At 42.1% G+C, this 26,132-nt stretch carries 24 protein-coding genes, 2 tRNA genes and 1 pseudogene; all 27 read left to right on the top strand.

From position 1 onward, the window contains the following. Positions 1–136: 136 nt before the first annotated feature. The 27 genes and pseudogenes from C6W18_RS19345 (at position 137) to ftsH (ending at position 26,068) form a co-directional block, all read left to right on the top strand. Positions 137–322 (top strand): small, acid-soluble spore protein, alpha/beta type, encoded by a 186-nt coding sequence (locus C6W18_RS19345; protein ID WP_012008653.1) that lies wholly within the window; start codon positions 137–139, stop codon positions 320–322. A 146-nt stretch (positions 323–468) separates the two neighbouring features. Beyond that, the gene (gene ispE, locus C6W18_RS19340) at positions 469–1,338 is read left to right on the top strand and encodes a 4-(cytidine 5'-diphospho)-2-C-methyl-D-erythritol kinase (RefSeq protein WP_034324494.1); all 870 of its coding nucleotides are present in this window, start codon (positions 469–471) and stop codon (positions 1,336–1,338) included. A 55-nt stretch (positions 1,339–1,393) separates the two neighbouring features. After that, the gene (purR, locus tag C6W18_RS19335; RefSeq protein ID WP_105928579.1) at positions 1,394–2,227 is read left to right on the top strand and encodes a pur operon repressor; all 834 of its coding nucleotides are present in this window, start codon (positions 1,394–1,396) and stop codon (positions 2,225–2,227) included. Between the two features lie 38 nt (positions 2,228–2,265). Next, entirely contained in the window at positions 2,266–2,643 is a 378-nt protein-coding gene (gene ridA / locus C6W18_RS19330; RefSeq protein WP_034324489.1) for a 2-iminobutanoate/2-iminopropanoate deaminase, read from the top strand. 225 nt (positions 2,644–2,868) lie between these two features. Next, positions 2,869–3,165: a septation regulator SpoVG gene (spoVG, locus tag C6W18_RS19325; protein WP_034324487.1), complete on the top strand. Its 297-nt coding sequence runs from the start codon at positions 2,869–2,871 to the stop codon at positions 3,163–3,165. A 199-nt stretch (positions 3,166–3,364) separates the two neighbouring features. Beyond that, positions 3,365–4,735, top strand: a complete 1,371-nt coding sequence (gene glmU / locus C6W18_RS19320; RefSeq protein ID WP_105928578.1) for a bifunctional UDP-N-acetylglucosamine diphosphorylase/glucosamine-1-phosphate N-acetyltransferase GlmU — start codon at positions 3,365–3,367, stop codon at positions 4,733–4,735. Positions 4,736–4,757: 22 nt separating this feature from the next. Continuing rightward, positions 4,758–5,711 carry a ribose-phosphate diphosphokinase gene (locus C6W18_RS19315; protein WP_034324482.1) on the top strand — a complete coding sequence of 318 codons (954 nt, stop codon included), beginning with the start codon at positions 4,758–4,760 and terminating at the stop codon, positions 5,709–5,711. A gap of 137 nt (positions 5,712–5,848) precedes the next feature. Then, positions 5,849–6,475: a 50S ribosomal protein L25/general stress protein Ctc gene (locus tag C6W18_RS19310; protein WP_034324480.1), complete on the top strand. Its 627-nt coding sequence runs from the start codon at positions 5,849–5,851 to the stop codon at positions 6,473–6,475. A 140-nt stretch (positions 6,476–6,615) separates the two neighbouring features. Then, positions 6,616–7,182: an aminoacyl-tRNA hydrolase gene (pth, locus tag C6W18_RS19305; protein ID WP_034324477.1), complete on the top strand. Its 567-nt coding sequence runs from the start codon at positions 6,616–6,618 to the stop codon at positions 7,180–7,182. 55 nt (positions 7,183–7,237) lie between these two features. After that, entirely contained in the window at positions 7,238–7,468 is a 231-nt protein-coding gene (gene fin, locus C6W18_RS19300; RefSeq protein ID WP_003217967.1) for an anti-sigma-F factor Fin, read from the top strand. A 67-nt stretch (positions 7,469–7,535) separates the two neighbouring features. After that, the gene (gene mfd, locus C6W18_RS19295) at positions 7,536–11,069 is read left to right on the top strand and encodes a transcription-repair coupling factor (RefSeq protein WP_105928577.1); all 3,534 of its coding nucleotides are present in this window, start codon (positions 7,536–7,538) and stop codon (positions 11,067–11,069) included. Positions 11,070–11,208: 139 nt separating this feature from the next. After that, the gene (spoVT, locus tag C6W18_RS19290) at positions 11,209–11,745 is read left to right on the top strand and encodes a stage V sporulation protein T (protein WP_034324472.1); all 537 of its coding nucleotides are present in this window, start codon (positions 11,209–11,211) and stop codon (positions 11,743–11,745) included. Positions 11,746–11,949: 204 nt separating this feature from the next. Then, positions 11,950–13,554, top strand: coding sequence for a putative polysaccharide biosynthesis protein (locus C6W18_RS19285; protein ID WP_105928576.1), 1,605 nt, complete (start codon positions 11,950–11,952; stop codon positions 13,552–13,554). Then, complete coding sequence (gene yabN / locus C6W18_RS19280) at positions 13,544–15,028, top strand: bifunctional methyltransferase/pyrophosphohydrolase YabN (protein WP_105928575.1); 1,485 nt, start codon at positions 13,544–13,546, stop codon at positions 15,026–15,028. Before C6W18_RS19285 ends, yabN begins: the two co-directional genes overlap by 11 nt. Then, on the top strand, positions 15,025–15,285 hold the full coding sequence (locus C6W18_RS19275) for an RNA-binding S4 domain-containing protein (protein WP_008341839.1): 261 nt from the start codon (positions 15,025–15,027) through the stop codon (positions 15,283–15,285). The genes yabN and C6W18_RS19275 overlap by 4 nt, the downstream gene beginning before the upstream one ends. A 74-nt stretch (positions 15,286–15,359) precedes the next feature. After that, a complete protein-coding gene (gene yabP, locus C6W18_RS19270; RefSeq protein WP_034324465.1) occupies positions 15,360–15,668 on the top strand; it encodes a sporulation protein YabP in 309 nt (102 codons plus the stop codon). After that, positions 15,665–16,303, top strand: coding sequence for a spore cortex biosynthesis protein YabQ (gene yabQ, locus C6W18_RS19265; RefSeq protein ID WP_105928574.1), 639 nt, complete (start codon positions 15,665–15,667; stop codon positions 16,301–16,303). The genes yabP and yabQ overlap by 4 nt, the downstream gene beginning before the upstream one ends. 18 nt (positions 16,304–16,321) lie before the next feature. Beyond that, positions 16,322–16,696, top strand: a complete 375-nt coding sequence (locus C6W18_RS19260; protein ID WP_034324461.1) for an FtsB family cell division protein — start codon at positions 16,322–16,324, stop codon at positions 16,694–16,696. An 82-nt stretch (positions 16,697–16,778) separates the two neighbouring features. Beyond that, positions 16,779–17,177: a S1 domain-containing RNA-binding protein gene (locus tag C6W18_RS19255; protein WP_003217901.1), complete on the top strand. Its 399-nt coding sequence runs from the start codon at positions 16,779–16,781 to the stop codon at positions 17,175–17,177. A gap of 175 nt (positions 17,178–17,352) precedes the next feature. Then, positions 17,353–17,426 (top strand) — tRNA-Met (locus tag C6W18_RS19250). Between the two features lie 25 nt (positions 17,427–17,451). Continuing rightward, positions 17,452–17,523 (top strand) — tRNA-Glu (locus C6W18_RS19245). Positions 17,524–17,726: 203 nt separating this feature from the next. Further along, on the top strand, positions 17,727–20,210 hold the full coding sequence (gene spoIIE / locus C6W18_RS19240; RefSeq protein WP_105928573.1) for a stage II sporulation protein E: 2,484 nt from the start codon (positions 17,727–17,729) through the stop codon (positions 20,208–20,210). 77 nt (positions 20,211–20,287) lie between these two features. Beyond that, positions 20,288–21,025 (top strand): vWA domain-containing protein, encoded by a 738-nt coding sequence (locus C6W18_RS19235; protein WP_034325063.1) that lies wholly within the window; start codon positions 20,288–20,290, stop codon positions 21,023–21,025. Then, positions 21,009–22,016 (top strand): protein kinase domain-containing protein, encoded by a 1,008-nt coding sequence (locus C6W18_RS19230; protein ID WP_105928590.1) that lies wholly within the window; start codon positions 21,009–21,011, stop codon positions 22,014–22,016. Before C6W18_RS19235 ends, C6W18_RS19230 begins: the two co-directional genes overlap by 17 nt. A 96-nt stretch (positions 22,017–22,112) precedes the next feature. Next, positions 22,113–23,535, top strand: a pseudogene (gene tilS, locus C6W18_RS19225) (tRNA lysidine(34) synthetase TilS). Further along, positions 23,532–24,071, top strand: coding sequence for a hypoxanthine phosphoribosyltransferase (gene hpt / locus C6W18_RS19220; protein ID WP_008357399.1), 540 nt, complete (start codon positions 23,532–23,534; stop codon positions 24,069–24,071). The pseudogene tilS and the gene hpt overlap by 4 nt, the downstream one beginning before the upstream one ends. Positions 24,072–24,166: 95 nt before the next feature. Beyond that, positions 24,167–26,068: an ATP-dependent zinc metalloprotease FtsH gene (gene ftsH, locus C6W18_RS19215; RefSeq protein WP_034325059.1), complete on the top strand. Its 1,902-nt coding sequence runs from the start codon at positions 24,167–24,169 to the stop codon at positions 26,066–26,068. Positions 26,069–26,132: the final 64 nt, after the last annotated feature.

Raw genomic sequence — 26,132 nt, 5'->3', positions numbered from 1 at the left:
TTTGTTTTGCCTTTTTTTCTGTATGGGCGCCTGTCCATTATTTGAAAGGGTTAAAACGGAAGATTCGATACAAAATAAGAAAGCCACGAAAGTTAGTGGCGCTGATTCGAATTCTCGACTAAAGGGGCTGTTTCGTTTGGGTAGACGCCGAGGCATTATGTCAGATGAGTTCAAATACGAGCTGGCGAAGGATCTTGGATTTTATGATACCGTCAAAAATGGAGGCTGGGGAGAGATTCGTGCGCGTGATGCAGGTAATATGGTCAAACGTGCCATTGAATTAGCTCAACAGCACATGGCTCAGGATGAGAATCAACGATAGATAAACGGTCAGGGATACCTCGTGTGTCTCTGGCTTTTTTTGATGGAAAAGTCAGTGTGCTAGGCGTAAAAGCCAATATTCATCAGATCCATCAAATGTGATACAATATTGATACTTATGTTTAGATGGAGAAGTAGGTGAAATGTTTGCGTATTTTAGAAAAAGCACCGGCAAAAATAAATCTTTCACTTGATGTTCATGGAAAAAGACCGGATGGATATCACGAAGTGGAGATGGTGATGACAACAATAGACCTTTCAGATCGACTAGAGCTGACGGAGCTGGACAAAGATGAAATCCGTGTATCATCTCATAATCGATTTGTGCCAGATGATCAGCGTAACTTGGCCTATCAGGCGGCTAAATTACTAAAAACAAGGTTCGGTATTCAAAAAGGAGTATCGATTGTCATCACAAAATCAATTCCTGTCGCAGCAGGTCTAGCTGGGGGCAGCAGCGATGCGGCAGCGGCTCTGCGCGGCTTAAATCGCTTGTGGAAGTTAAATCTCACGTTAGATGAACTAGCTGAGCTTGGAGCGGAGATCGGCTCAGATGTCTCTTTTTGTGTACACGGAGGGACAGCGCTAGCGACAGGACGTGGAGAGAAACTGAAGCATATTGCGACACCTCCGCATTGCTGGGTTATTTTAGCGAAGCCGGTGATTGGGGTATCTACAGCTGAAGTCTACAGACAATACGACGCAAGCAAAGTAGAACACCCAAATGTACAGCGTATGATAGAAGCAATTGAAGCGAAAGACTATAAAGGGATGTGCGGCTCACTCGGTAACGTTCTGGAGTCTGTGACATTAAAGATGTATCCAGAAGTAGATATGATTAAGAGACAGATGAAGCGATTCGGTGCAGATGCTGTTTTAATGAGTGGAAGTGGCCCAACTGTATTTGGCTTGATTCAATTTGAATCTAAGGTACAAAGAATATATAACGGACTGAGAGGATTTTGTGATCAAGTTTACGCTGTCCGCATGATCGGCGAACAAAATGCCCTTGATTAAATCCGTATATTAAGTTATATTATTCATAAATTATTCGGGTTCTGGGGGTAAGTTCATGAAGTTTCGTCGAAGCGGCAGATTGGTGGACTTAACAAATTATTTGTTAACCCACCCGCACGTACTAGTACCGTTAACATTTTTTGCAGAGCGATATCAATCTGCGAAGTCCTCCATTAGTGAAGACTTAACGATTATTAAACAGACCTTCGAACAGCAGGGCATAGGCACATTGCTTACTGTCCCTGGAGCTGCTGGCGGAGTGAAATATATTCCAAAGATTCACCTAAAAGAAGCAGACGAAGTAGTAAACGATATCGGAGAGGCTTTATCGACTCCTGAACGTGTACTTCCTGGTGGTTATTTATATTTAACCGATGTTTTAGGCAATCCATCGATTCTTGCGAAAATCGGTAAGCTGTTTGCGACCATCTTTGCGGACCGTGCGATTGATGTCGTCATGACCGTTGCGACGAAAGGTATTCCAATTGCCTATTCTGTTGCAGGTTATTTAAATGTGCCTGTTGTGATCGTTAGAAAAGATAATAAGGTAACCGAAGGGTCAACTGTTAGTATTAATTATGCGTCAGGTTCTTCTAACCGAATTCAAACCATGTCACTTGCAAAGCGGAGCTTAGATAAAGGATCCAATGTCCTGATCATTGATGACTTTATGAAAGCGGGCGGAACCATTAACGGCATGATGAATCTGCTTGAGGAATTTAATGCAAATGTTGCAGGGATCGGTGTTCTTTTAGAAGATGAGGGCGTAAAAGAACGTCTTGTCGATGAATATGTATCGCTTTTAAAGCTATCAACCATTGATATGAAGCAGAAGATCATTGAGATCAATGAAGGCAATTTCCACGAGTTTTTTCATTCGAAAGCTTAAGCTTTGATCAAACATGTATTTGAATGGGAGAGATTGATATGACAAAAGTTGTTCAAACCAAAAACGCACCAGCAGCCATCGGACCTTACTCTCAAGGAATTATTGTCAATAACATGTTTTACAGCTCAGGCCAGATTCCATTAACGCCAGCTGGAGATTTTGTAAACGGAGATATTAAAGACCAAACACATCAAGTTTTCCGTAATCTCGAGGCCGTACTTGAAGCAGCAGGTGCTTCATTTGAAACAGTCGTGAAGGCAACTGTTTTCATTAAAGATATGGAACAATTCGCTGAAGTGAATGAAGTCTACGGTGAGTATTTCCATACGCATAAGCCAGCTCGTTCATGTGTGGAAGTAGCAAGACTTCCAAAGGATGCGCTTGTAGAAATTGAAGTTGTTGCATTAGTGAAATAAACAGGCAACCTCATTGAAAGCCGTTTGGTTTCATCATATGCAGGAAAAGGCATCATCATGATGTCTTTTTTTCACGCAAAAGATGTAAGCGTCGTCATCTAAATGACAAAAAATGTATAAATATCCCGATATTTCAAAAAAAGTTTAAAATATGTGCAGGAGAATCACCACAATCGTTGAATACCTAATTAATGCTTTTATATTGGGAAAAGGTGGTGAACTACTGTGGAAGTTACTGACGTAAGATTACGCCGCGTGAATACCGATGGTCGCATGAGGGCGATTGCATCCATCACGCTGGACCACGAATTTGTTGTTCATGATATTCGTGTGATTGATGGAAACAATGGGTTGTTTGTTGCAATGCCTAGCAAACGCACGCCTGATGGAGAGTTTCGCGATATTGCACATCCAATTAATTCAGGTACTCGGGGTAAAATCCAAGATGCTGTATTAAATGAATATCATCGCTTAGGCGAAGAGGAAGAAACAATTGAATATGAAGAAGCTGGAGCTTCTTAATCATATGTGAATCTAAAAAGACAGCTTTAAGAGAAAATGGAATGTTTTCTTTTAAATGCTGTCTTTTTTGCGTTTTTCCTTATGTGTCTTATATGTTTCATCCGTTAGAAAAATATTGTACTTCCTCATGTATCCTTGAAATCAGTCCTTATTTAGGATATATTTTTCTATGGATAATAGGGATATTGGAGGCCAATCAATGGATAAGCGGTTCGCAGTGATTTTAGCAGCGGGAAAAGGAACGAGAATGAAGTCAAAGTTATACAAAGTACTTCATCCAGTTTGCGGAAAGCCTATGGTCGAGCATGTGGCAGATGAAGCGTTAAAGCTTTCTTTAGCCAAGCTTGTGACGATTGTCGGTCATGGAGCAGAGGACGTCAAGGAACAGCTTGGGGACAGAAGCGAATATGCACTTCAAGAAGAACAGCTGGGAACAGCACATGCCGTCAAACAAGCAAAGTCGTTCCTCGCGCAGGAAAAGGGAACAACCATTGTCATTTGTGGAGATACGCCATTATTGACAGCGGAAACAATGGAAGCCATGTTAAGCGAGCATCAAAAACATCAAGCGAAAGTCACTATTTTAACAGCACATGCGGATGATCCAACAGGCTATGGTCGTATTATTCGTGACGAAACAGGTGCTGTTGTGAAGATTGTCGAGCATAAAGATGCGAATGATGCAGAACGTCAAGTGAATGAAATTAATACAGGGACCTATTGCTTTTCAAATGAAGATCTCTTCCGTGTGATTGAGCAAGTGTCGAATGAAAATGCACAGGGCGAATACTATTTGCCAGATGTTATTGAAATTTTAAAGAATGAAGGACAAACAGTTGCAGCTTATCAAACACCGCATTTTGAAGAAACACTTGGAGTAAATGATCGTATTGCTCTATCACAAGCAGAGCAATTCATGAAGCGACGTATTAATCATCAGCATATGAAGAATGGTGTGACCTTGATTGATCCTGAGAACACGTATATCTCGCCAGATGCTGTCATCGGTGAAGATACAATCATTTATCCTGGAACGGTCATCAAAGGGAATGTAAAAATTGGTGCAGACGCCACTATTGGGCCGAACACTGAAATTGTTGATAGCAACATCGGAGATCGAACAGTGATTAAGCAATCTGTCGTCTGCGATAGTGAGGTTGGAGTAGATGTGACAATTGGGCCGTTTGCTCATATTCGCCCGTTGTCGAAAATTGGCGATGAAGTGAAGATCGGGAATTTTGTCGAAATCAAGAAAACGGTTTTCGGTGACCGCAGCAAAGCATCTCACCTAAGCTATATTGGAGATGCAGAGGTCGGCACTGATGTAAACCTTGGCTGTGGATCAATTACAGTCAACTATGATGGGAAGAACAAATTCTTAACAAAGATTGAAGACGGCGCCTTTATTGGCTGTAATTCAAATCTCGTCGCACCAGTCACTGTTGGAAAAGGGGCGTATGTTGCAGCCGGTTCAACGGTTACAAAAGATGTGCCGCAGGATGCATTGTCTATTGCTAGAGCAAGACAAGTCAATAAAGAAGATTATGTGAAAAATATTCATAAAAAATAATCCAAATACCCGGAGGTTTACCATGTCTAATCGTTATGCTGATGCGAATTTAAAGATATTCTCTTTGAATTCAAACCCTGAACTTGCTAAAGAAATTGCCGATCGTATCGGAGTTGATGTAGGAAAGAGCTCTGTTAAACGTTTTAGTGACGGTGAAGTCCAAATCAATATTGAAGAAAGTATTCGCGGCTGTGATTGTTATGTCATTCAATCAACAAGTGCGCCAGTTAATGAGCACATTATGGAACTTCTCATTATGGTTGATGCATTAAAACGTGCTTCTGCGAAAACTGTCAACATTGTGATCCCTTATTACGGATATGCACGTCAAGATCGTAAGGCAAAACCGCGTGAGCCAATCACTGCGAAGCTTTTTGCAAATTTACTTGAAACAGCTGGTGCTACACGTGTTATTGCACTTGATCTACATGCGCCGCAAATCCAAGGTTTCTTTGATATTCCAATCGATAACTTAATGGCTGTGCCAATCTTAACAAACTATTTTGAACAGAAAAACTTGAATGATATTGTCGTTGTGTCTCCTGACCACGGTGGTGTGACACGTGCGCGTAAAATGGCAGACCGCTTAAAAGCGCCAATCGCAATTATCGACAAACGTCGTCCGAAGCCAAACGTTGCTGAAGTGATGAACATCATTGGTAACATTGAAGGTAAAACGGCGATTTTAATTGATGATATTATTGATACAGCTGGTACCATTACACTGGCAGCAAATGCGCTTGTCGAAAATGGAGCGGCTGATGTGTATGCTTGCTGTACTCACCCAGTATTGTCTGGACCAGCAGTAGAACGGATCACAAACTCTAAAATTAAAGAATTGGTTGTAACCAACAGTATTCACTTAACAGATGACAAGAAAGTAGAAAAAATTATTCCACTTTCAGTTGGGCCTTTGCTTGCAGAAGCCATCATCCGTGTGCATGAAGAAGAATCTGTGAGCTACCTTTTTAGCTAATTCTCTTATCAAAAAGGCCCTAGGCATCAGCTTAGGGTCTTTTTGCTTTCATAATTGACAGCCAAACATGTTTAAAATGATGTAGTTATGGGTATTTATGAAAGTAGTGACAAAAAAGAAATAGGATGGTGCTGAATATGGCAACTTTAAAAGCAAATAAAAGAACTGATTTCAAACGTTCCACACTGCAAAAAATCCGTCATTCAGGACACGTTCCTGGTGTCATATACGGAAAAAACACAGACAACCTGGCTGTTTCATTAGACAGCATCGATTTATTAAAGACCTTACGTGATGAAGGGAAGAATACAATCATCACATTAGACGTGGGCGGCGATACAAAATCTGTGATGGTCACAGAATTACAAACAGATCCGCTGAAAAACGAGCTTGTCCACGCTGATTTCCAAGTGGTCGACTTACAGCGAGAAATTGATGCAGATGTACCTGTACAGCTGATTGGTGAGTCTAAAGGGGTAAAAGATGGCGGTGTGCTTCAGCAGCCACTATTTGAACTATCCGTTACAGCAAAACCAAAGGATATCCCGCAACATATTGAAGCTGATATTACAAACTTAGATGTAAATGATGTACTAACAGTCGGTGAGCTGTCTGTTCAGTCAACTTATCAAATAAATAACGATCCAGAAGAAGTCGTTGCATCCATTCTACCGCCTCAGCAATCCGAGGTTCCTGAGCCAGATAGCGAAGAGGAAACACAAGAACCTGAGGCTATTAAAGAAAAGGATAACAATGGAGAATAACTGGTCATTTCGAGACGTAACCCTCCCGTGGTTGCGTCTTTTGTGCTAGAATGAAAAGAATTCATACGTTTTTGCATGAGGCAATCATATTGGCTCATTTTTTAGGCGTGTGCATTGTGATAAAGGAGGTTATTGGTTTCATGATTGCATTCGTTGGATTGGGTAATCCAGGAAGAGAGTACGAAAAAACAAGACATAATGTCGGGTTTATGACAATAGATGAATTATCAAAAAAATGGGACATCCCATTAAATCAATCAAAATTCCATGGACAATTTGGAACTGGGTTTGTTTCAGGGCAAAAGGTTCTACTTGTGAAGCCTCTTACATATATGAACTTATCAGGAGAATGCGTGCGTCCACTTTTGGATTACTATGATATTCCCCTTGAACATTTAAAGGTCATCTATGATGATCTTGATTTACCAACAGGGCGGATTCGTTTGCGCACAAAAGGAAGTGCCGGAGGGCATAATGGGATTAAGTCGTTGATCCAGCATTTAGGCTCACCTGAGTTTGACCGATTCCGCATTGGTATTGGCCGCCCGCAAAATGGCATGAAGGTCGTTGATTACGTACTAGGACGCTTCTCAGAAGAGGAACAGCCTGACATCGCATCAGCCATTCAAGCGTCTGTTGAAGCTTGTGAGGCGGCTTTAACAAAGCCGTTTTTAGAAGTGATGAATGATTTCAACAAGAAGGTATAAGAATGATAAGCAAAGCACATACTGATCATAAAATCTCAGCATGGGAGGATCACGTATGGCTTTGCATTATTACTGCCGGCACTGTGGTGTAAAGGTTGGCAGTTTAGATGAATCCGCTGTTCAAAGTGAAGCACTTGGATTTCATCACTTAACAAATGAAGAAAGAAACGATATGATTTCTTATAGGGAAAATGGTGATTTACATGTACAAACCATTTGTGAGGATTGCCAAGAGGCGCTCGAAAGAAATCCTGATTACCATCAGTATCATACTTTTATTCAATAAAAAGCTTTGGTGTAGATATTAGACCAAAGCGTTTTTCTGTTTTAAACAAGCAGGGAGGAGGAGCCAAATGAAAAACATACAGTCATTTATCAAACAAAGTGATGATTTTCAGTCCATTTTTAACGGACTAAAAGAAGGGTTAAAAGAACAGCTGCTCGCCGGACTATCAGGCTCCGTCAGATCTTTATTTACAGCCGCTATATCAGACGAGTTAAAACGGCCAATGTTTATTGTGACCCATAATTTGTATCAAGCGCAGAAGGTAACAGATGATCTAGCAAGTGTGATCTCGAATCGCTCGGTCCTTCTTTATCCTGTAAATGAACTCATTGCATCAGAGATCGCAGTTGCCAGCCCTGAGCTTAGAGCACAGCGTCTAGATGTTCTGAATCGACTTGCGAATGGAGAAAACCCCATTATCGTAACCCCGGCAGCTGCGGTGCGCAGAATGCTTCCGCCAGTCGAGCTCTGGAAGGAGAGTCAGGTCCATTTAAAGGTTGGTGAAGAAATTGATTTGGAGGCGTTTTCAAAACAACTCGTGCAAATCGGTTATGACCGGACGTCTATGGTTGCTGCGCCCGGAGATTTTAGTGTGCGCGGAGGGATCATCGACATTTATGCGTTAACGGAAGATCATCCGATCCGTATCGAACTGTTTGATACAGAAGTGGACTCAATTCGGACCTTCCACTCTGATACACAGCGTTCACTAGAAACGCTTCAAGAGATTAAGATCGGTCCGGCAAAAGAGCTGATTGTGAGAGGCCCTGAACGAGTGAGAGCGATTGAACAGCTTGATCAAGGACTTGCAAAAAGCTTAAAGAAATTCAACTCTGACCAGCAAAAAGAGCTGCTGCATCAGAATATTTCTGCTGATCGTGAGAAGCTGCTAGAAGGCATCGTGACACAGGAAATGACGAAGTACCTGTCCTATTTCTATGAAAAGCCTGCTAGTTTGCTAGATTACACATCGCAGGATACGATTATCATTCTAGATGAAATTAGCAGAATTCAGGAGATGGAAGAGCAGCTTGAAAAGGAAGAAGCTGATTGGACGATTAGTCTGCTTGAAGAAGGCAACATTCTTCATGATTTGTCTCTTTCTTTCCCGTTCCAAGAGCTAATCAATCAGCAATCGAGATCCATTCTGTACTATTCTTTGTTCTTGAGACATGTCCAGCAGACAAATCCGCAAAATATCGTCAATGTATCTAGTAAGCAAATGCAGAATTTCCATGGGCAGATGAATGTACTTGCGAGTGAAATTGAACGCTACAAAAAACAACATTACACGGTTGTCTTTTTAGGTGCGGATGAAGAGCGAACAGAGAAGCTGTCATCTGTCTTACATGATTATGACATTGAAGCCGCTCTTGCCAAACCAGACGCTGAGCTTGTAAGCGGGCAAGTCTATATTTTACAAGGGGAGCTGCAAACAGGCTTTGAACTGCCATTATCAAAAATTGCAATGATCACAGAAGGTGAGCTCTTCAAGAAACGTGTGAAGAAGCAGGCACGTAAGCAAAAGCTAACCAACGCAGAGCGAATTAAGAGCTATTCAGAGCTTCAAGTCGGCGATTATGTGGTGCACATTAACCACGGGATCGGTAAGTATTTAGGAATCGAAACGCTTGAGATTGGCGGCATTCATAAAGATTATTTAAATATTCATTATCAAGGAAGCGACAAGCTTTATGTACCGGTTGAACAAATTGATCAGGTACAGAAATACGTAGGGTCAGAAGGAAAAGAACCAAAGCTGTACAAACTAGGCGGCAGTGACTGGAAACGCGTGAAGAAAAAAGTAGAAACTTCTGTTCAGGACATAGCAGATGATCTCATTAAGCTTTATGCAGAACGTGAGGCAAGCAAAGGGTATGCTTTCTCGCCGGATCATGAGATGCAGCGCCAGTTTGAATCTGCCTTCCCTTATCAGGAAACAGACGACCAAATTCGTTCTATTCACGAAATCAAACAAGACATGGAGCGGGAACGTCCGATGGATCGTCTACTTTGTGGAGATGTGGGATATGGAAAAACAGAGGTGGCCATTCGTGCGGCCTTCAAAGCTATTGCTGACGGGAAGCAGGTTGCACTGCTTGTACCGACAACGATCTTAGCACAGCAGCATTTTGACACGATTATGGACCGATTCCAAGACTACCCTGTCAAAATCGCTCAGCTTAGCCGTTTCCGTACGCGAAAAGAAACAACAGAAACGTTAAAAGGGCTGAAGAACGGAACCATTGATATGGTCATCGGGACACACCGACTTCTTTCAAAAGACATTGTCTACAAGGATTTAGGACTGTTGATCATTGACGAGGAACAGCGTTTTGGCGTCACGCATAAAGAGAAAATTAAGCAGATGAAAGCCAATATTGATGTACTGACATTAACGGCAACGCCAATCCCACGTACGCTTCATATGTCAATGCTTGGTGTACGAGACTTATCCGTTATTGAAACACCGCCTGAAAACCGTTTCCCTGTTCAAACCTATGTTGTCGAGTACAATGGCGCTTTAGTCAGAGAAGCGATCGAGCGAGAACTAGCTCGAGGCGGCCAAGTGTACTTCCTTTACAACCGTGTTGAGGATATTGAACGGAAAGCAGATGAAATCTCGATGCTTGTCCCAGACGCGAAAGTTAGTTATGCACATGGGAAAATGAGTGAGAACGAGTTAGAATCGGTTATGATCAATTTCCTTGAAGGCGAATCAGATGTATTGGTCAGTACAACCATTATTGAAACGGGCGTCGATATTCCAAATGTGAATACGCTCATTGTACACGATGCTGATAAAATGGGGCTTTCTCAGCTGTATCAGTTAAGAGGACGAGTCGGGCGATCGAATCGTGTTGCCTATGCTTATTTCACTTATCGAAAAGACAAAGTTCTGTCTGAAGTAGCGGAAAAAAGACTTCAGGCCATTAAAGAGTTTACAGAGCTCGGATCAGGTTTTAAAATTGCGATGCGTGATTTAACGATTCGAGGAGCAGGAAACTTACTTGGTGCACAGCAGCATGGATTCATTGATTCTGTTGGATTTGACCTGTATTCTCAAATGCTGAAAGAAGCGATTGAAGAAAGAAGAGGCGACACGACAGCTCAAGAAAAATTTGAGCCGGAAATCGATCTGCAAATTGATGCTTACATTCCTGACACATATATTTCTGATGGCAAGCAAAAGATCGAGATGTATAAACAGTTTAGAGCCATTGGATCAATTGAAGAGCGAAAAGAGCTTCAGGATGAAATGATTGACCGATTCGGTGAATATCCGCAAGAAGTGGCTGATTTGTTCACGATTGCGACGATGAAGGTGTACGCTGTGCAGGAACGTGTCGAGCTGATCAAGATGGAGAAAGGCATTGTCAGACTTACCCTGGATGAGAAAGCAAGCAGTGAAATCGACGGTCAAAAATTATTTGAGCTCGGCAGCAAATATGGACGTGACATTGGTTTAGGAATGGAAGGCAGCAAGCTGATTATTTCTGTCCAAACGAAAGGCAAGAAAACCGGGGAATGGCTGGAGGTCGTTCTTAGCATGCTTCGAGGCCTTCAAAGTGTGAAAAAAGAAACCATTCCATCTTCATAAAATTTTGTTTGTCTCTCGTGTATATTACGTTTGATGTGACGGATACTAAACTCAGGGTCAAGTGGTGAATGTTGCATAAAGTGGACGCTTTTGTTTCATTCACCCAACACATCATCAAACGAAAGAGAGGCAGCAGTGAATGAAAGCAACTGGAATTGTACGCCGTATCGATGATCTAGGTAGAGTGGTTATTCCGAAGGAGATTCGCAGAACATTGCGCATCCGGGAAGGAGATCCGCTTGAGATTTTTGTCGATCGCGATGGAGAAGTGATTTTGAAGAAGTATTCACCGATTAGTGAGCTAGGAGACTTTGCAAGGGAATATGCTGATGCATTATTCGATAGTTTGGGTCATTCCATCCTGATTTGTGATCGTGATACGTATATTGCTGTATCCGGAAGTTCGAAAAAAGAGTATTTAAATAAATCCATCAGTGATTTACTTGAACGAACAATGGATCAGCGTAATTCTGTGTTAGAGGAAAGCAAGAAAGAAATTCAACTTGTCGATGGTATAGATGATGACGTATCTGCTTATACCATTGCACCTATTGTTGCAAACGGAGATCCAATTGGCGCCGTGGTTTTATTTTCTAAAGAGCGTTCAATGGGAGAAGTGGAGCATAAAGCGGCAGAAACGGCAGCTGGCTTCTTAGCCCGTCAAATGGAACATTAGGTCTAATAATTCTATATCATTTTGATAAAACGAAAGAATGCCGATGAAATCATTTGATTTTATCGGCGTTTTTTATATGGGATGAAACAAAACGGGTAATGTGTCGTCTACTCCTTAGAAAGAAACGGTTTTTCAGTAACGTATGATATAATGAGTGCGTTTAAATGTAGATCTATTTTTTGATTGAACATAAAGGAGTCATCCATGAAAAATGCTGTGAATCAGCCGCATTGGCTTTTCCAAGGTGCAGTGATTTTGACCATCGCAGGATTGCTATCAAAGGTGCTAAGTGCCGTTTATCGTGTCCCTTTTCAAAACATCGTAGGAGACACAGGTTTTTATATTTATCAGCAGGTTTATCCCTTCCTGGGCATTGCCATCATGCTCGGAACAACAGGGTTTCCTGTCATGGTGTCCAAGCTCCTGAGTGAGCATGGGGCAGAGAATCGGCGAATCATTACAAGGGTATCGCTAGTGTATATCACTTTCCTGAGCTTGGTCTTATTTCTTTGTCTATACATAGGAGCAGGCAGAATAGCGAATCTCATGGCGGACAGCCATTTAATCTTGCTCATTCAGATGAGTGCATTTGTTTTTCTATTTCTTCCGCTCACCGTTATGCTGAGGGGTGTTTTTCAGAGTGACGGCATGATGCTCCCCACCGCTATATCTCAGTTGGTTGAGCAGCTCATCAGGGTAGGCGTTCTGCTAGTTTTATCCTTCTATTTCGTGAGGCATGGCTATTCGCTTTATGAAACAGGAGCTGGTGCAGTGTTCTCCTCTATAGCCGGAAGTGCGGCCTCACTCATACTGCTTCTTTTTCTTTGGCTGACTAATCGAAGGCAGTCGCCATTAAGCAGTACGTTACACCAGGCGACACTGCGGAAAAAAGATGTTTTGAAAAGTTTAGTTCTATATACATTGACGATTTGCGTGAGTGGATTGCTTATTTTATGGATGCAAATGATTGATGCCTTTCACTTGTATGCTTTGCTCCGCAGCGAGGGTTTGAGTGAAGCGGCAGCAAAGGCGGCAAAAGGCGTGTATGACAGAGGACAGCCTTTCTTACAGCTAGGGACGGTGTTTGCAATTAGTATCGGAACCTCTCTTGTTCCGTTTTTATCTTCAGCCATGAGGAAAGGGCACCACGAAGCGATTCGGCAAAAAGTCCGTACATCGTTGAAGACAACGTCGGTGCTAGGGATTGGTGCAGCGGTTGGGCTGATTTGTATTCTATCGTCAGTGAATACAATGCTTTTTCGTAATGACCTTGGCACAGATGCGCTGCAAATATTCTGTATTTCGATCGCATTTACGTCGATTGCGATTACGCAAACCGCTTTACTTCAGGGGCTTGGGCATACCGTGTATCCGGCTGTTGTGGTGATCCTCAGTGTGCTCGTGAAATGGGTGCTGACGCTTGCGCTTGTGCCCTTCTTTGGCATCCACGGTGCCGCATGGTCAACCGTATGTGGTTTTCTCGCCGCAGCCTTGCTCAATGCGGTTTACTTGAAGCGTAAAGGATGGATTTCAATGAGAGAGCTGTTCCCGCTGAAAATTCTTTTATCAGCGGCTCTCATGGCCATCGTCTTAATAGGGTATCAAACTTTGTTTTCTTGGGTCATTCCCATTGAAAAACGTCCGTTTTCCGTTTTAGAGAGCTTGACGTCAGTTTTTATTGGTGGTTTCGCCTTTTTATATAGTATTCTTAAGCTAGAAGTATTTACGGACGAGGAATGGAGACTCATTCCATTAGGTGAAAAGATTTTATATTTTAAACAGATGAGAGGGAATCAAAATGGCAGGTAAGATTACAGTCGTTGGTCTCGGGGCAGGCGACATGGATCAGCTGACGCTCGGTGTATATAAGCAACTGAAGCAGGCGAAAGAAGTATTTATGAGAACGCAGGATCATCCACTTACCGCAGAATTGATGCAGGAGATCCCATCTCTGACCTTTTTTGATGAGATTTATGAAAAGCACGATCAGTTTGATTCGGTGTATCAAGAAATCACGGAAATTCTATTTGCGGAGGCTGCTGAAAAGGATATTGTGTACGCAGTACCAGGTCATCCATTTGTCGCAGAAAAGACCGTACAACTGCTTGTGGCTCAGCAGAAAGCACGCGGGATTGAAGTGTACGTTGCTGGTGGACAAAGCTTTCTAGATGCGACCTTTAATTCCTTGCAGATTGACCCGATTGAAGGGTTACAATTCGTTGATGCAGGGGATATGAGAGCAGATGATCTGAAATTAACCCAGCATGTTTTGATTTGTCAGGTGTATGATCAGATGACAGCTTCGAATGTGAAGCTTACGCTGATGGAGAAACTGCCTGACGACTATAAAGTTTATATTGTGACTGCGGCTGGGAGCAGTCAGGAACAGATTACTGCTGTTCCTTTATTTGAACTTGATCGAGATGTGTCGATAAATAACTTAACGAGTGTTTATGTACCTCCAATTCAAGATGAAAAGCTACTCTATCAACAATTTGACACTTTCCGTGATGTCATTCGTACATTAAGAGGTCCAGGCGGCTGTCCGTGGGATCAAAAACAAACCAATGAGTCGCTCAAACCGTACTTAATTGAAGAGTGCTATGAACTGCTTGAAGCTATAGATGAAGACGACCCAGATCATATGGTGGAAGAGCTCGGAGATGTGCTGCTGCAGGTTTTACTTCACGCTCAAATTGGTGAAGATGATGGCTATTTCTCAATTGATGATGTCATCCAGCATGTCACAGAAAAAATGATTCGACGACATCCACATGTGTTTGGTGATACGAATGTCTCTGAGGCATCAGACGTGGTAACCAACTGGGAAAAAATCAAGCAGCAAGAGAAGCCGGAGCGGTCAGCATCTATTTTGCAATCCATCCCGGTGACACTTCCAGCTTTAACAAAGGCTTATAAGCTCCAAAAGAAAGCCGCTAAGGTTGGCTTCGATTGGACAGAAGTAGAAGATATTTGGAATAAATACGAAGAAGAAAAGCAGGAATTCCTCGTTGAAGTGGCAGAGAAGACAGACGAAGGTGCAACAAAGCAAATGAAAGATGAATTTGGGGATCTTTTATTTGTTCTTGTCAATATTGGCAGGTTCTATCAGCTGGAGCCTGAAACGGCCCTCTCTTCCGCAAACACAAAATTCATGCGGCGCTTTCAGCATATCGAACAAAAAGCTAAGGACATGGGACGTTCACTAGAGGGTCTGACGCTAGAGGAAATGGACGATCTGTGGAACGATGCCAAACGCATAGAAAGAGGTGAAGACATATGAGACTAGATAAATTCTTAAAAGTTTCTCGTTTAATTAAAAGAAGAACATTGGCAAAAGAAGTAGCCGATCAAGGCAGAATTTCCATTAATGGAACGCAGGCGAAAGCAAGCTCTGACGTGAAAGAAGGAGACGAGCTTCAAATCCGCTTTGGTCAAAAACTTGTGACTGTTCAAGTCAACGAGTTAAAGGACACGACGAAAAAAGAAGAAGCGGCTGGAATGTATACTGTGCTAAAAGAAGAAAAAACAGCAGAATAGGGCTTGTTCTAAATGACCTTCCTATCACATACAATGCAGTAACAATGCAAGTATGAGATATGGGGGATGTATAAATGAATCAATATTATAATCAACCTCAAGGCACGAAGCTGTCATCAGAAGCGGAGCACAATGTCACAATGCGAAGCAGAAAGCATTTAGATATTACCGGCGTCAAACAGGTGGAAAGCTTTGATAATGAAGAATTTCTGCTTGAGACGGTCATGGGAATTCTCGCTATCCGAGGGGAAAATCTGCAAATGAAAAACTTAGACGTAGAAAAAGGCGTTGTGTCCATCAAAGGGCGTGTCTTTGACTTAATCTATGTAGATGAGCAGCACGGGGAGAAAGCTAAAGGATTTTTTAGCAAGCTGTTTAAATGACGCTGACAGTCCAGTTTTATACGATGCTTTCGATGACAGCGATGGGCATCTGGCTGGGCGCATCGCTTGATACGTACAAGCTGTTTGTGAACCGTGAGAAAACAGCAAAATGGCTTCTGGTCATACACGATGTCCTTTTTTGGATGGTGCAAGGTCTCTTATTCTTTTATGTGCTGCTGTTAACAAATGAGGGAGAATTCAGGCTTTATATCTTTCTGGCCGTTGCCCTAGGTTTCTCGATGTATCAGGCATTGATGAAACAGCTGTATATCAATATTCTCAAGTTTATCACGATGTGTATTTATCAGACCGTTCTAATCCTTAAAAGGCTGGTCATGTCGATCGTCTTCCAGCCGATCCGTTGGATTGTCACAATGGTCATAAGTGTTATACTGTTCTTGTTCCACTCGCTCTTACGTCTTGTTCGTTTTACGTTTCGGCTCGTGTGGAAGGTGCTATCGATTGTTTGCTATCCGCTCATCTGGTTACTCAATGTGACCATTATTCATCGGATTCCCGAAAAATGGCGAACATCCGTTAGATTGTTTTTCTCAAAAGGAGCAGGAATTTTACAAGGGACCAAGAAATTATCTCGTACCATTAAAACGAAATGGAAACAATTCTGGACAAAGTAAGAGAGGAGGCCTTCATCCTTGAACAAGAGAAAAAGAAATATCGCACAAATTCAAAATGATTACCAAAAACAAATGGAACAACAAGCTCAGCGCTTAAAACGCAAACGCCGTGGACTCCTTAGAAGGCTTACCGTGTTTGGTGTAATTGCGCTCATGTTTGCTGTTTTGGTGACAAGTGCCCTCTGGTCGCAATCTTCCGCATTAAAAGAAAAAGAAGAGAAAAAGGTTGCGCTCGAAAAAGAATTGAAGCAATTACAAACAAAGCAGGAAGATATTTCTGATGAGATCAAGAAGCTCAAAAGCAAGGAATACGTACTCGAACTGGCACGACGGGACTATTATATGTCCAAAAAAGGCGAAAAAATCTTTGATGTGGGCAATAAGAGCGATTAGCCTTGTTGACACTTAAAATTCAGTTTATGTATAATTGAACAAATGAGATTTTTTTATAAGTCTAAGGAGGAGCACTTTTTTTATGTCGATTGAAGTTGGCAGCAAGTTACAAGGGAAAGTTACGGGCATTACAAATTTTGGAGCTTTTGTGGAGTTGCCAGGAGGTTCAACTGGTCTCGTTCATATCAGTGAGGTAGCCGATAACTATGTAAAAGATATTAATGAGCATTTAAAAGTCGGTGAACAAGTTGAAGTGAAAGTGATTAACGTTGAAAAAGACGGTAAAATCGGCTTGTCCATTAAAAAAGCAAAAGATCGTCCTCAACAACAACAATCAAGACCGAGCAGAAATGATTTCCGTCCGAAGGAATCGTTTGAGCAAAAAATGAACAAATTCTTAAAAGATAGCGAAGACCGCTTAACATCTTTAAAACGTAACACGGAATCAAAACGTGGGGGGCGCGGAGCAAGAAGAGGTTAACTTGTTGCTGCTTTCTATATAATTTTACAACAAAGCATTTGCTGTTCAGCAGGTGCTTTTTTTATTTAGCTCGACATTTTTTGAGATTTCGTCATTTAATTTAAAACTTTCTATTGACGGACAAGCGAATCCTTTGTATTATAGTTCTTGTGCTTCTTAGCGCATTTTTCATTATGGCGGTGTAGCTCAGCTGGCTAGAGCGTACGGTTCATACCCGTGAGGTCGGGGGTTCGATCCCCTCCGCCGCTATCCTTTTAAGTAGAACATCAAGCAAGGCCCGTTGGTCAAGCGGTTAAGACACCGCCCTTTCACGGCGGTAACACGGGTTCGAATCCCGTACGGGTCATCTTCGGAACAGCTTTCTATAGGAAAGCTGTTTTTTTGTGCCTTCGTAAAATTCTGATGAAAGAAATCGACTTTCATGAAAGTATGCCTCTTTGACGAATAAAGAGTCGAACGTTTTATGGAAACGACAACTTCTTTTGACAAAATTTCTTTTTCACCTTCGCTATAATGACAACCAACGAATACCAGGTGGGGGATGAGAAGATGGAAAAACTAGAAAGAAGAACTGATTTAACAGGAGTGGGGTTTGAAAGAATCAGTGCAGGTTTGAAAAAGATGAAAAACCTGTTTCTTCATCATACGCATTCTCTTTTTTTCTATAAAGGGTTTATTTATGTTGTTCTCGGTTTTTTATTAGGACGAGCCTTTATTTTATCTGAAATTATGCCGTTTGCTTTGCCTTTCTTTGGTTCCATGCTGCTCATTAAAAGAGATAAGGCGATGCTTGCTTGTCTTGCTTTACTCGCTGGGGCGATGACCATATCACCTCAAAACGCATTATTTGTCTTTGCGTCATTGATCATGTTTCTCCTCGTGTCAAAAGTTGTTTCTTTCATCATCAAAGATCCAGTGAAAACATTGCCGGTTGTGATTGTTCTTTCCATGTTGATTACCCGAGGAGCTTTTGTTTACCTAGAGCAAGGCGCTGTGCAAAGCTACGATTACGTCATGGCAGGCGTTGAAGCAGGACTTGCCTTCATATTGACATTGATTTTTCTTCAAAGCTTACCGATTTTTACAGTCAGGAAAATCAAACACTCCTTAAAGGTCGAAGAAATCATTTGTTTTATGATTTTAATTGCGTCAGTTTTAACAGGCTTAGCGGGCATTACCTTCCAAGGGATGCAAGCAGAGCATATTTTGTCACGTTATGTAGTGCTTACATTTGCCTTTATTGGCGGAGCCAGTATTGGTTGTACGGTGGGTGTCGTGACAGGCTTAATTCTCGGTCTCGCCAACATCGGTAATCTTTATCAGATGAGTCTTCTTGCCTTTTCAGGCTTATTGGGTGGGTTGTTAAAAGAGGGGAAGAAAGCAGGAGCAGCCATCGGCTTAATTGTGGGTTCCTTACTCATTTCATTGTACGGGGAAGGATCAGCAGGTCTCATGACCACGCTATATGAATCATTCATTGCTGTTGCACTGTTTTTGCTCACACCACATTCAGTGACCTCTAAGGTGGCAAAATATATCCCTGGTACGGCAGAGCATGTACAGGAACAACAGCAATATGCCCGGAAAGTACGAGATGTGACAGCAAAAAAAGTAGATCAATTCTCTAATGTATTTCATGCGCTGTCTGAGAGTTTTGCGACATTTTACGATTCCATTCCTGAAGAGAAGAAGCAGGAAGAGGATGTAGATCTTTTTTTAAGTACGATCACAGAACGATCCTGTCAAACGTGCTATAAGAAAAATAAATGCTGGGTGCAGAACTTTGATACAACCTATGAACTGATGAAACAAGTTATGCATGAATCGGATGAAAAAACGTATGAGCATAACCGGAAATTAAAAAAGAAATTTAGCCAGCACTGCTCAAAATCAAAACATGTCGAGGAATTGATCGAAGAGGAGATTGCTTACTACAAAGCAAATCAGACCCTTAAGAAAAAGGTCCAAGACAGCAGGCGCCTTGTGGCAGAACAGCTGATGGGCGTCTCACAAGTGATGGAGGATTTTTCCCGGGAAATAAAACGAGAAAGAGAACAGCATTTTATTCAGGAAGAGCAGATGATAGAAGCGCTTCAGCACTTTGGAATTGAAATTCAGCAAGTAGAAATCTATAGCTTGGAGCAGGGGAATGTCGACATAGAAATGAGAATTCCCTATTGCCAAGGTCATGGGGAATGTGAAAAAATCATTGCTCCAATGCTCTCAGATATTTTAGAAGAACAGATTTTAGTAAAAGCAGAGCAGTGCGCAGAGCATCCAACAGGCTATTGTCATGTTGTATTTGGTTCTGCAAAATCGTATCGAGTAACTACAGGCGTAGCGCATGCAGCGAAAGGCGGAGGCTTAGTATCTGGAGACAGCTACAGCATGATGGAGCTGGGTGCGGGTAAATATGCCGCAGCAATTAGTGATGGGATGGGAAATGGAGCAAGGGCTCATTTTGAAAGCAATGAAACGATTAAGCTGTTAGAAAAAATATTGGCGTCTGGTATCAATGAAAAAGTGGCAATCAAGACCATTAATAGTATTTTATCTTTACGGACGACTGATGAAATCTACTCAACATTAGATTTATCAATCATTGATTTACAGGATGCAAGCTGTAAGTTCCTAAAGATTGGTTCAACCCCTAGTTTTATTAAACGGGGTGATCAGGTGATGAAGGTACAAGCTAGCAACTTGCCGATTGGGATTATTGATGAGTTCGAAGTGGAAGTTGTGAGCGAACAGATGAAGGCAGGAGATCTGCTCATTATGATGAGCGATGGCATTTTTGAGGGACCAAAGCATATCGAAAATCATGATTTATGGGTGAAACGGAAAATGAAAAGCTTTAAAACAGAAGATCCGCAAGAGATTGCTGATTTATTAATGGAAGAGGTCATTCGAACAAGATCGGGTCAAATTGACGACGATATGACGGTTGTCGTCATTAGGCTCGACCACAACACGCCAAAATGGGCATCCATTCCGACTGGTACATTCTATCTTGAGAAACAAGAGATTTCTTAAAATATCGTATAATATGAATTTCTTCTGGCGATGATGGGGGGTATAAGCATTCAGTTACAATCCCAGGAGGAATGAAGATGCGAAAAGGTCATGTAAACCAAATCTTATTGATTACAGATGGCTGCTCAAATCACGGGGAAGATCCACTTGCGATTGCCTCATTGGCAAAGGAACAAGGGATTACAGTCAATGTCATTGGCATTATGGAAGAAAACAGACACGATCATGAAGCGATGAAAGAAGTAGAGGGGATTGCTCTCGCAGGCGGAGGCATCCATCAGGTTGTCTACGTACAGCAATTGTCTCAAACGGTACAAATGGTCACAAAAAAGGCGATGACACAAACATTGCAAGGTGTCGTAAATAAAGAATTGCAGCAAATACTCGGCAAAGATACAGAAATTGAAGAGCTTCCGCCTGATAAGCGCGGAGAAGTGATGGAAGTTGTCGATGAGTTAGGGGAGACTGTTCACCTTCAAGTGCTAGTACTTGTTGATACAAGTGCAAGCATGAAACCGAAGCTACCGACTGTCAAAGAAGCACTCATCGATCTCTCCATTAGTTTAAATTCAAGAATTGGCGAAAATCAGTTTGGGATGTGTGTATTTCCCGGGAAAAACTCGGATGCAGAAATTGTGTTGAATTGGACGCCTCGATTCGATTCGTTATCATCTATTTTCCCAAAGCTGACCACTGGAGGAATTACTCCGACTGGACCAGCACTCCGAGAAGCACTCCAGCATTTTAAATCAGTTCGTTCACGTAAAGGGCTGCTTGAAGCAAAGGAAGAGCATGATGATGAATTCGGCTTCTAACATCCCGCTAGGCACGGTGATTAAAGGGAAATGGCACCACCATCATTACCGCATTGTAAAAGAGCTGGGAAAAGGGGCGAACGGCGTTGTCTATTTGGCCGAATCGCCAAACGGGCAAGTGGCCCTTAAAGTGAGTGATGACAGTATGCTCATTGCATCTGAAGTCAATGTATTAAAATCCTTTTCAAAGGCTCCTGTGAAAACCATGGGGCCTTCTTTTTATGATATGGATGATGCTATTTATCCTGGCATGTCTCAAAAGCGTTCATTTTATGTGATGGAGTATGTCAGAGGCCCGCTGCTGCTCGAGTTCGTTAAGCAAAAAGGTGATGAGTGGATCGTCGTCTTAATGATTCAGCTTTTGTCTAACTTGGCTCATTTACATAAGGAAGGCTGGATATTTGGGGACTTGAAGCCGGATAATCTCATCATTTCGGGTCCTCCAGCCACTATTCGATGTATCGATGTTGGAGGAACGACGAAGGCAGGTAGGGCAATCAAGGAGTATACCGAGTTTTTTGATCGAGGCTACTGGGGATTTGGTACAAGAAAGGCAGAACCATCTTATGATCTATTTGCTTTAAGTATGGTCATGGTGAACTGTGCGTATAAAAAAGAATTCAAAAAAGGGGTAGAACCAGACAAGCAGCTTTATCGAGCGATTGAAGGTCATCCTTTATTAAAGCGATATGAGCGGGTGTTGAAGGCAGCCCTTCAAGGTAAGTACCAATCAGCAGGAGATATGAAAAGTGCCCTGCTGAAAGAAGGACAACTGCATGCTTCAAGAAAAACACCTCAAAGGAAACAAGCACAAAAAAACAGGCCAAAGCCTGCTGTTAGTCAAAATCAACAGGTAATGTCACGATCGCGAGTTGCTGCGGGGAAAAGAACGTCAGTACGTAAAAAAGCAGGCGGGCTTTTTGAAACCATTCTCATCTTGTGCAGTGTACTCGCTCTTTACTGTGCATATGTGGTTTTATTCCTGTTGTAGAGCTGTAAAAAAGCAGGCTTCTTCTTTGCTTGGAGCTACTGAAAGTGATAGGATATGTATATCTTTAAATTACCTGCTCTTTGTGAGGAGGAAGTTGTGAATAGAATTGAATCTTTTTTGAAAAAACATGATGTTTTCCTTGAAAATACGACAGTCATTGTCGGGGTTTCCGGCGGACCGGATTCCATGCTCTTACTGCATGAACTAAACAAGCGTCGAAAAGGTTCCTTTCAGCTGATTGCAGCCCATGTAGATCACATGTTCAGAGGAGAAGAATCCTTTGCTGATTTGGCATTTGTTGAGGCTTACTGCAAGGAGCAAGAAATTCCTTTTGAATCGGCCCGTATACAGGTGACCCAATATGCAAAAGAAAATCGCTTAAACAAACAGGCAGCTGCAAGAGAGTGCAGATATGCTTTCTTTCGTCAATTGATGGAGCGGTATAACGCTCAATTTATAGCGCTTGCACATCATGGAGACGACCAAGTAGAAACAATGATGATGAGGCTGGCGAGAGGGACTGTAGGAATAGGACTCGCAGGTATTCAAGCAAAACGCCCTTTTCAAGAAGGGTGGCTGATTCGTCCGCTGATTGCATATTCAAAGGACGACGTGCTAAAAGCCTGTGAAAAAGAACATGTTCCCTATGTCATTGATCAAAGCAATCACACAGATGACTACTTGAGAAACCGGGTAAGAAGACACATTCTTCCCGTGTTAAAAGAAGAGGCGCCTCATGTACATGAAAGCTTTCAGTTTGTAAGTGAGATGCTGACTGAGGATGAGCAATACTTGCAGGCATTAACAAAGGAACAAATGAACCAAGTGATGATCAGTCACACGCCTAAGAAAATCGAGATCAAAACGAAGCCTTTGCTTGACCTGCCTTTGCCTTTACAAAGAAGAGGCATTCAACTAATATTAAACTATCTTTATGAAAACACTCGATCAGCGTTTTCAAATCAGCATATTCTAGGGACTTTGGACTGGTTATCTCATACGGAACAACCATCTGGATCATTAGATTTGCCAAAGGGTTTACAAGCTGTCAAGTCTTATGATCACTGTATGTTTACCTTTGAACGATCGCTCGGATTAGATCAGTCCTATGCTCATCACTTAAAGGTTGAGCTGGGAGAGGAGCTTTTTCTCCCGAATGGACAGTCTATTGTGGTATCAAATCATGTTCCGAAGGATGCACGGAACGGAAACCATTTTTTCTTGCTTCAAAAAGATCATGTTCGTCTCCCTTTGATCATTCGCTCACGAAAAAATGGTGATCGAATTAAACTTAAAGGGATGAATGGATCAAAAAAGGTGAAGGATATATTTATTGATAAAAAAGTGCCTCTTGCAGAAAGAGACAGCTGGCCGATCGTCACTGACTCGGATCATCAAATCCTCTGGATCCCAGGTCTGAAAAAATCTGTTTTTGAAGAAATTGATATGACAAACAGCGATCTCATTGTATTACAATATAGACAGCACGAAAATTTGTAGGGGGCAAGCAAAAGCATGAAACAAGATATTGAAAAGATTTTGATCTCAGAAGAAGAGATCCAGCAAAAAGTGAAGGAACTGGGTGCAACATTAACCAGCGATTATGATGGTAAATTTCCCCTGGCTATTGGTGTTTTGAAAGGGGCTCTTCCATTCATGGCAGACCTGATCAAACACATTGATACATATTTAGAGCTTGATTTTATGGATGTATCTAGCTATGGCAAGTCTACCGTATCTTCTGGAGAAGTGAAGATCATTAAGGATCTAGATACTTCTGTTGAAGGAAGAGATATTCTAATTATGGAAGATATCATCGACAGTGGGTTAACTTTGAGTTATCTGGTAGAGCTTTTCCGATACCGTAAAGCAAACTCCATTAAAATTGTGACATTGCTTGATAAACCGAGCGGTCGCAAAGCAGACATCAAAGCAGATTATGTTGGATTTGAAGTGCCAGATGCATTTGTTGTCGGCTATGGATTGGATTTCGCTGAACGTTACCGAAACCTCCCGTATATTGGAGTGTTAAAACCATCTGTTTACGAAGGCTAATGAGCATACGTATACATGAGGTTATTGGTTGTATTGGAATGATTTTCTATGATACTATTGAACATAGTTGTGCTTACTGTGGGAGGAGGTAAGGAATGAATCGGGTTTTTCGTAATACGATTTTTTATATACTTATTTTATTACTTGTAATAGGGGTTGTTAGTTGGTTAGGATCCCCCAATCAAAAGCCTGAGAACATGTCTTACAGCAAATTTTCGCAAAATCTAAGTGCGGGAAAAGTGGAGAGTATCTCCATCCAGCCTGTAAGAGGGGTTTATGAAATTCGTGGTCAATTAGATGGCGCGAAGAAAGATGAATACTTCATTACCCATGTTCCAGATGGTCAAGGTGTTGACCAAATTTACAGTGCACTGAAGAATACAGATGTAAAAGTAGAACCAGCACCTGAGACAAATGGATGGTTGCAAGTTCTGACAACCATCATTCCGTTTATCATCATCTTTATTCTGTTCTTCTTCTTATTGAACCAAGCTCAGGGCGGCGGAAGCCGAGTCATGAACTTTGGTAAAAGTAAGGCAAAGCTTTACACAGAAGAGAAGAAGCGTGTGAAATTTAAAGATGTTGCCGGTGCGGATGAAGAAAAGCAAGAGCTTGTAGAAGTGGTAGAATTCCTGAAGGATCCGCGTAAATTTGCGGAGCTTGGCGCAAGAATCCCTAAAGGGGTTTTACTAGTAGGACCTCCAGGTACAGGTAAAACATTGCTTGCGAGAGCATCTGCAGGAGAAGCAGGCGTTCCTTTCTTCAGCATTAGTGGTTCTGACTTCGTCGAGATGTTCGTCGGTGTCGGTGCATCACGTGTACGTGATTTGTTCGAAAATGCGAAAAAGAATGCACCTTGCTTAATCTTTATTGATGAGATTGATGCAGTTGGTCGTCAGCGTGGAGCAGGTCTTGGCGGCGGTCATGATGAGCGCGAACAAACGCTTAACCAGCTTCTTGTTGAAATGGATGGTTTTAGTGCCAACGAAGGAATTATTATCATCGCTGCGACGAACCGTGCAGATATTTTAGACCCTGCATTGCTGCGTCCGGGACGTTTTGACCGTCAAATTACGGTGGATCGCCCAGATGTCATTGGCCGTGAAGAAGTACTGAAGGTTCATGCGAAAAACAAACCGCTTGATGATACAGTCAACTTGAAAGCCATTGCAAGCAGAACACCAGGGTTCTCTGGAGCAGATCTTGAGAACTTACTAAACGAAGCAGCTCTAGTTGCTGCTCGTCATAACAAAAAGAAAATCGATATGCGTGATATCGACGAAGCGACTGACCGTGTTATCGCTGGACCGGCGAAGAAAAGCCGCGTCATTTCGAAGAAAGAACGTAATATCGTGGCTTACCATGAAGCAGGTCATACTGTGATTGGACTTATCCTAGATGAAGCGGATATGGTGCATAAAGTAACAATCGTTCCTCGTGGTCAGGCAGGCGGATATGCGGTCATGCTTCCAAGAGAGGATCGTTATTTCCAAACGAAGCCAGAGCTTCTTGATAAAATTGTCGGCTTACTCGGCGGTCGTGTTGCAGAGGAAATTACGTTTGGTGAAGTAAGCACAGGCGCTCACAACGACTTCCAACGTGCAACAGGCATTGCAAGAAAAATGGTTACTGAGTTCGGTATGTCTGATAAGCTTGGTCCGCTTCAGTTCGGTCAAGCACAAGGTGGTCAAGTGTTCCTTGGTCGTGATTTTAACAACGAGCCGAATTATAGTGAAGCCATTGCTTACGAGATTGATCAAGAAATTCAGCGTTTCATCAAGGACAGCTACGAACGTGCGAAACAAATTCTCACTGAGAACAAAGATAAGCTAGAAATTATCGCACAAGCCCTTCTAGAAGTTGAAACATTAGATGCTGAGCAAATTAAATCTCTTTACGAAACTGGAAAGCTTCCAGAGCGTATATACGCGGATGACGAAGAGAAAAACGATGATGTGAAAGTGAACATCAAGAAAAAAGAAGATGAGGAGATCTAATCTCCTTCTGTGAAAGCTGCCGGGATCACCGGCAGCTTTTTTTATTTCGATTCATGAATGGATC

The sequence above is a fragment of the Bacillus sp. LLTC93 genome, from assembly GCF_002993125.1.
Lineage (GTDB): Bacteria > Bacillota > Bacilli > Bacillales > Bacillaceae > Bacillus > Bacillus zhangzhouensis.
This window is presented reverse-complemented; position numbering and strand designations above follow the sequence as displayed.

Excerpts from the sequence above, each read along its gene's own strand:
- purR (WP_105928579.1), top strand. The coding sequence starts at position 1,394 with ATGAAGTTTCGTCGAAGCGGCAGATTGGTGGACTTAACAAATTATTTG.
- ridA (WP_034324489.1), top strand. The coding sequence starts at position 2,266 with ATGACAAAAGTTGTTCAAACCAAAAACGCACCAGCAGCCATCGGACCT.
- glmU (WP_105928578.1), top strand. The coding sequence starts at position 3,365 with ATGGATAAGCGGTTCGCAGTGATTTTAGCAGCGGGAAAAGGAACGAGA.
- C6W18_RS19315 (WP_034324482.1), top strand. The coding sequence starts at position 4,758 with ATGTCTAATCGTTATGCTGATGCGAATTTAAAGATATTCTCTTTGAAT.
- C6W18_RS19310 (WP_034324480.1), top strand. The coding sequence starts at position 5,849 with ATGGCAACTTTAAAAGCAAATAAAAGAACTGATTTCAAACGTTCCACA.
- pth (WP_034324477.1), top strand. The coding sequence starts at position 6,616 with ATGATTGCATTCGTTGGATTGGGTAATCCAGGAAGAGAGTACGAAAAA.
- fin (WP_003217967.1), top strand. The coding sequence starts at position 7,238 with ATGGCTTTGCATTATTACTGCCGGCACTGTGGTGTAAAGGTTGGCAGT.
- mfd (WP_105928577.1), top strand. The coding sequence starts at position 7,536 with ATGAAAAACATACAGTCATTTATCAAACAAAGTGATGATTTTCAGTCC.
- spoVT (WP_034324472.1), top strand. The coding sequence starts at position 11,209 with ATGAAAGCAACTGGAATTGTACGCCGTATCGATGATCTAGGTAGAGTG.
- C6W18_RS19285 (WP_105928576.1), top strand. The coding sequence starts at position 11,950 with ATGAAAAATGCTGTGAATCAGCCGCATTGGCTTTTCCAAGGTGCAGTG.
- yabN (WP_105928575.1), top strand. The coding sequence starts at position 13,544 with ATGGCAGGTAAGATTACAGTCGTTGGTCTCGGGGCAGGCGACATGGAT.
- C6W18_RS19275 (WP_008341839.1), top strand. The coding sequence starts at position 15,025 with ATGAGACTAGATAAATTCTTAAAAGTTTCTCGTTTAATTAAAAGAAGA.
- yabP (WP_034324465.1), top strand. The coding sequence starts at position 15,360 with ATGAATCAATATTATAATCAACCTCAAGGCACGAAGCTGTCATCAGAA.
- yabQ (WP_105928574.1), top strand. The coding sequence starts at position 15,665 with ATGACGCTGACAGTCCAGTTTTATACGATGCTTTCGATGACAGCGATG.
- C6W18_RS19255 (WP_003217901.1), top strand. The coding sequence starts at position 16,779 with ATGTCGATTGAAGTTGGCAGCAAGTTACAAGGGAAAGTTACGGGCATT.
- spoIIE (WP_105928573.1), top strand. The coding sequence starts at position 17,727 with ATGGAAAAACTAGAAAGAAGAACTGATTTAACAGGAGTGGGGTTTGAA.
- C6W18_RS19235 (WP_034325063.1), top strand. The coding sequence starts at position 20,288 with ATGCGAAAAGGTCATGTAAACCAAATCTTATTGATTACAGATGGCTGC.
- C6W18_RS19230 (WP_105928590.1), top strand. The coding sequence starts at position 21,009 with ATGAATTCGGCTTCTAACATCCCGCTAGGCACGGTGATTAAAGGGAAA.
- hpt (WP_008357399.1), top strand. The coding sequence starts at position 23,532 with ATGAAACAAGATATTGAAAAGATTTTGATCTCAGAAGAAGAGATCCAG.
- ftsH (WP_034325059.1), top strand. The coding sequence starts at position 24,167 with ATGAATCGGGTTTTTCGTAATACGATTTTTTATATACTTATTTTATTA.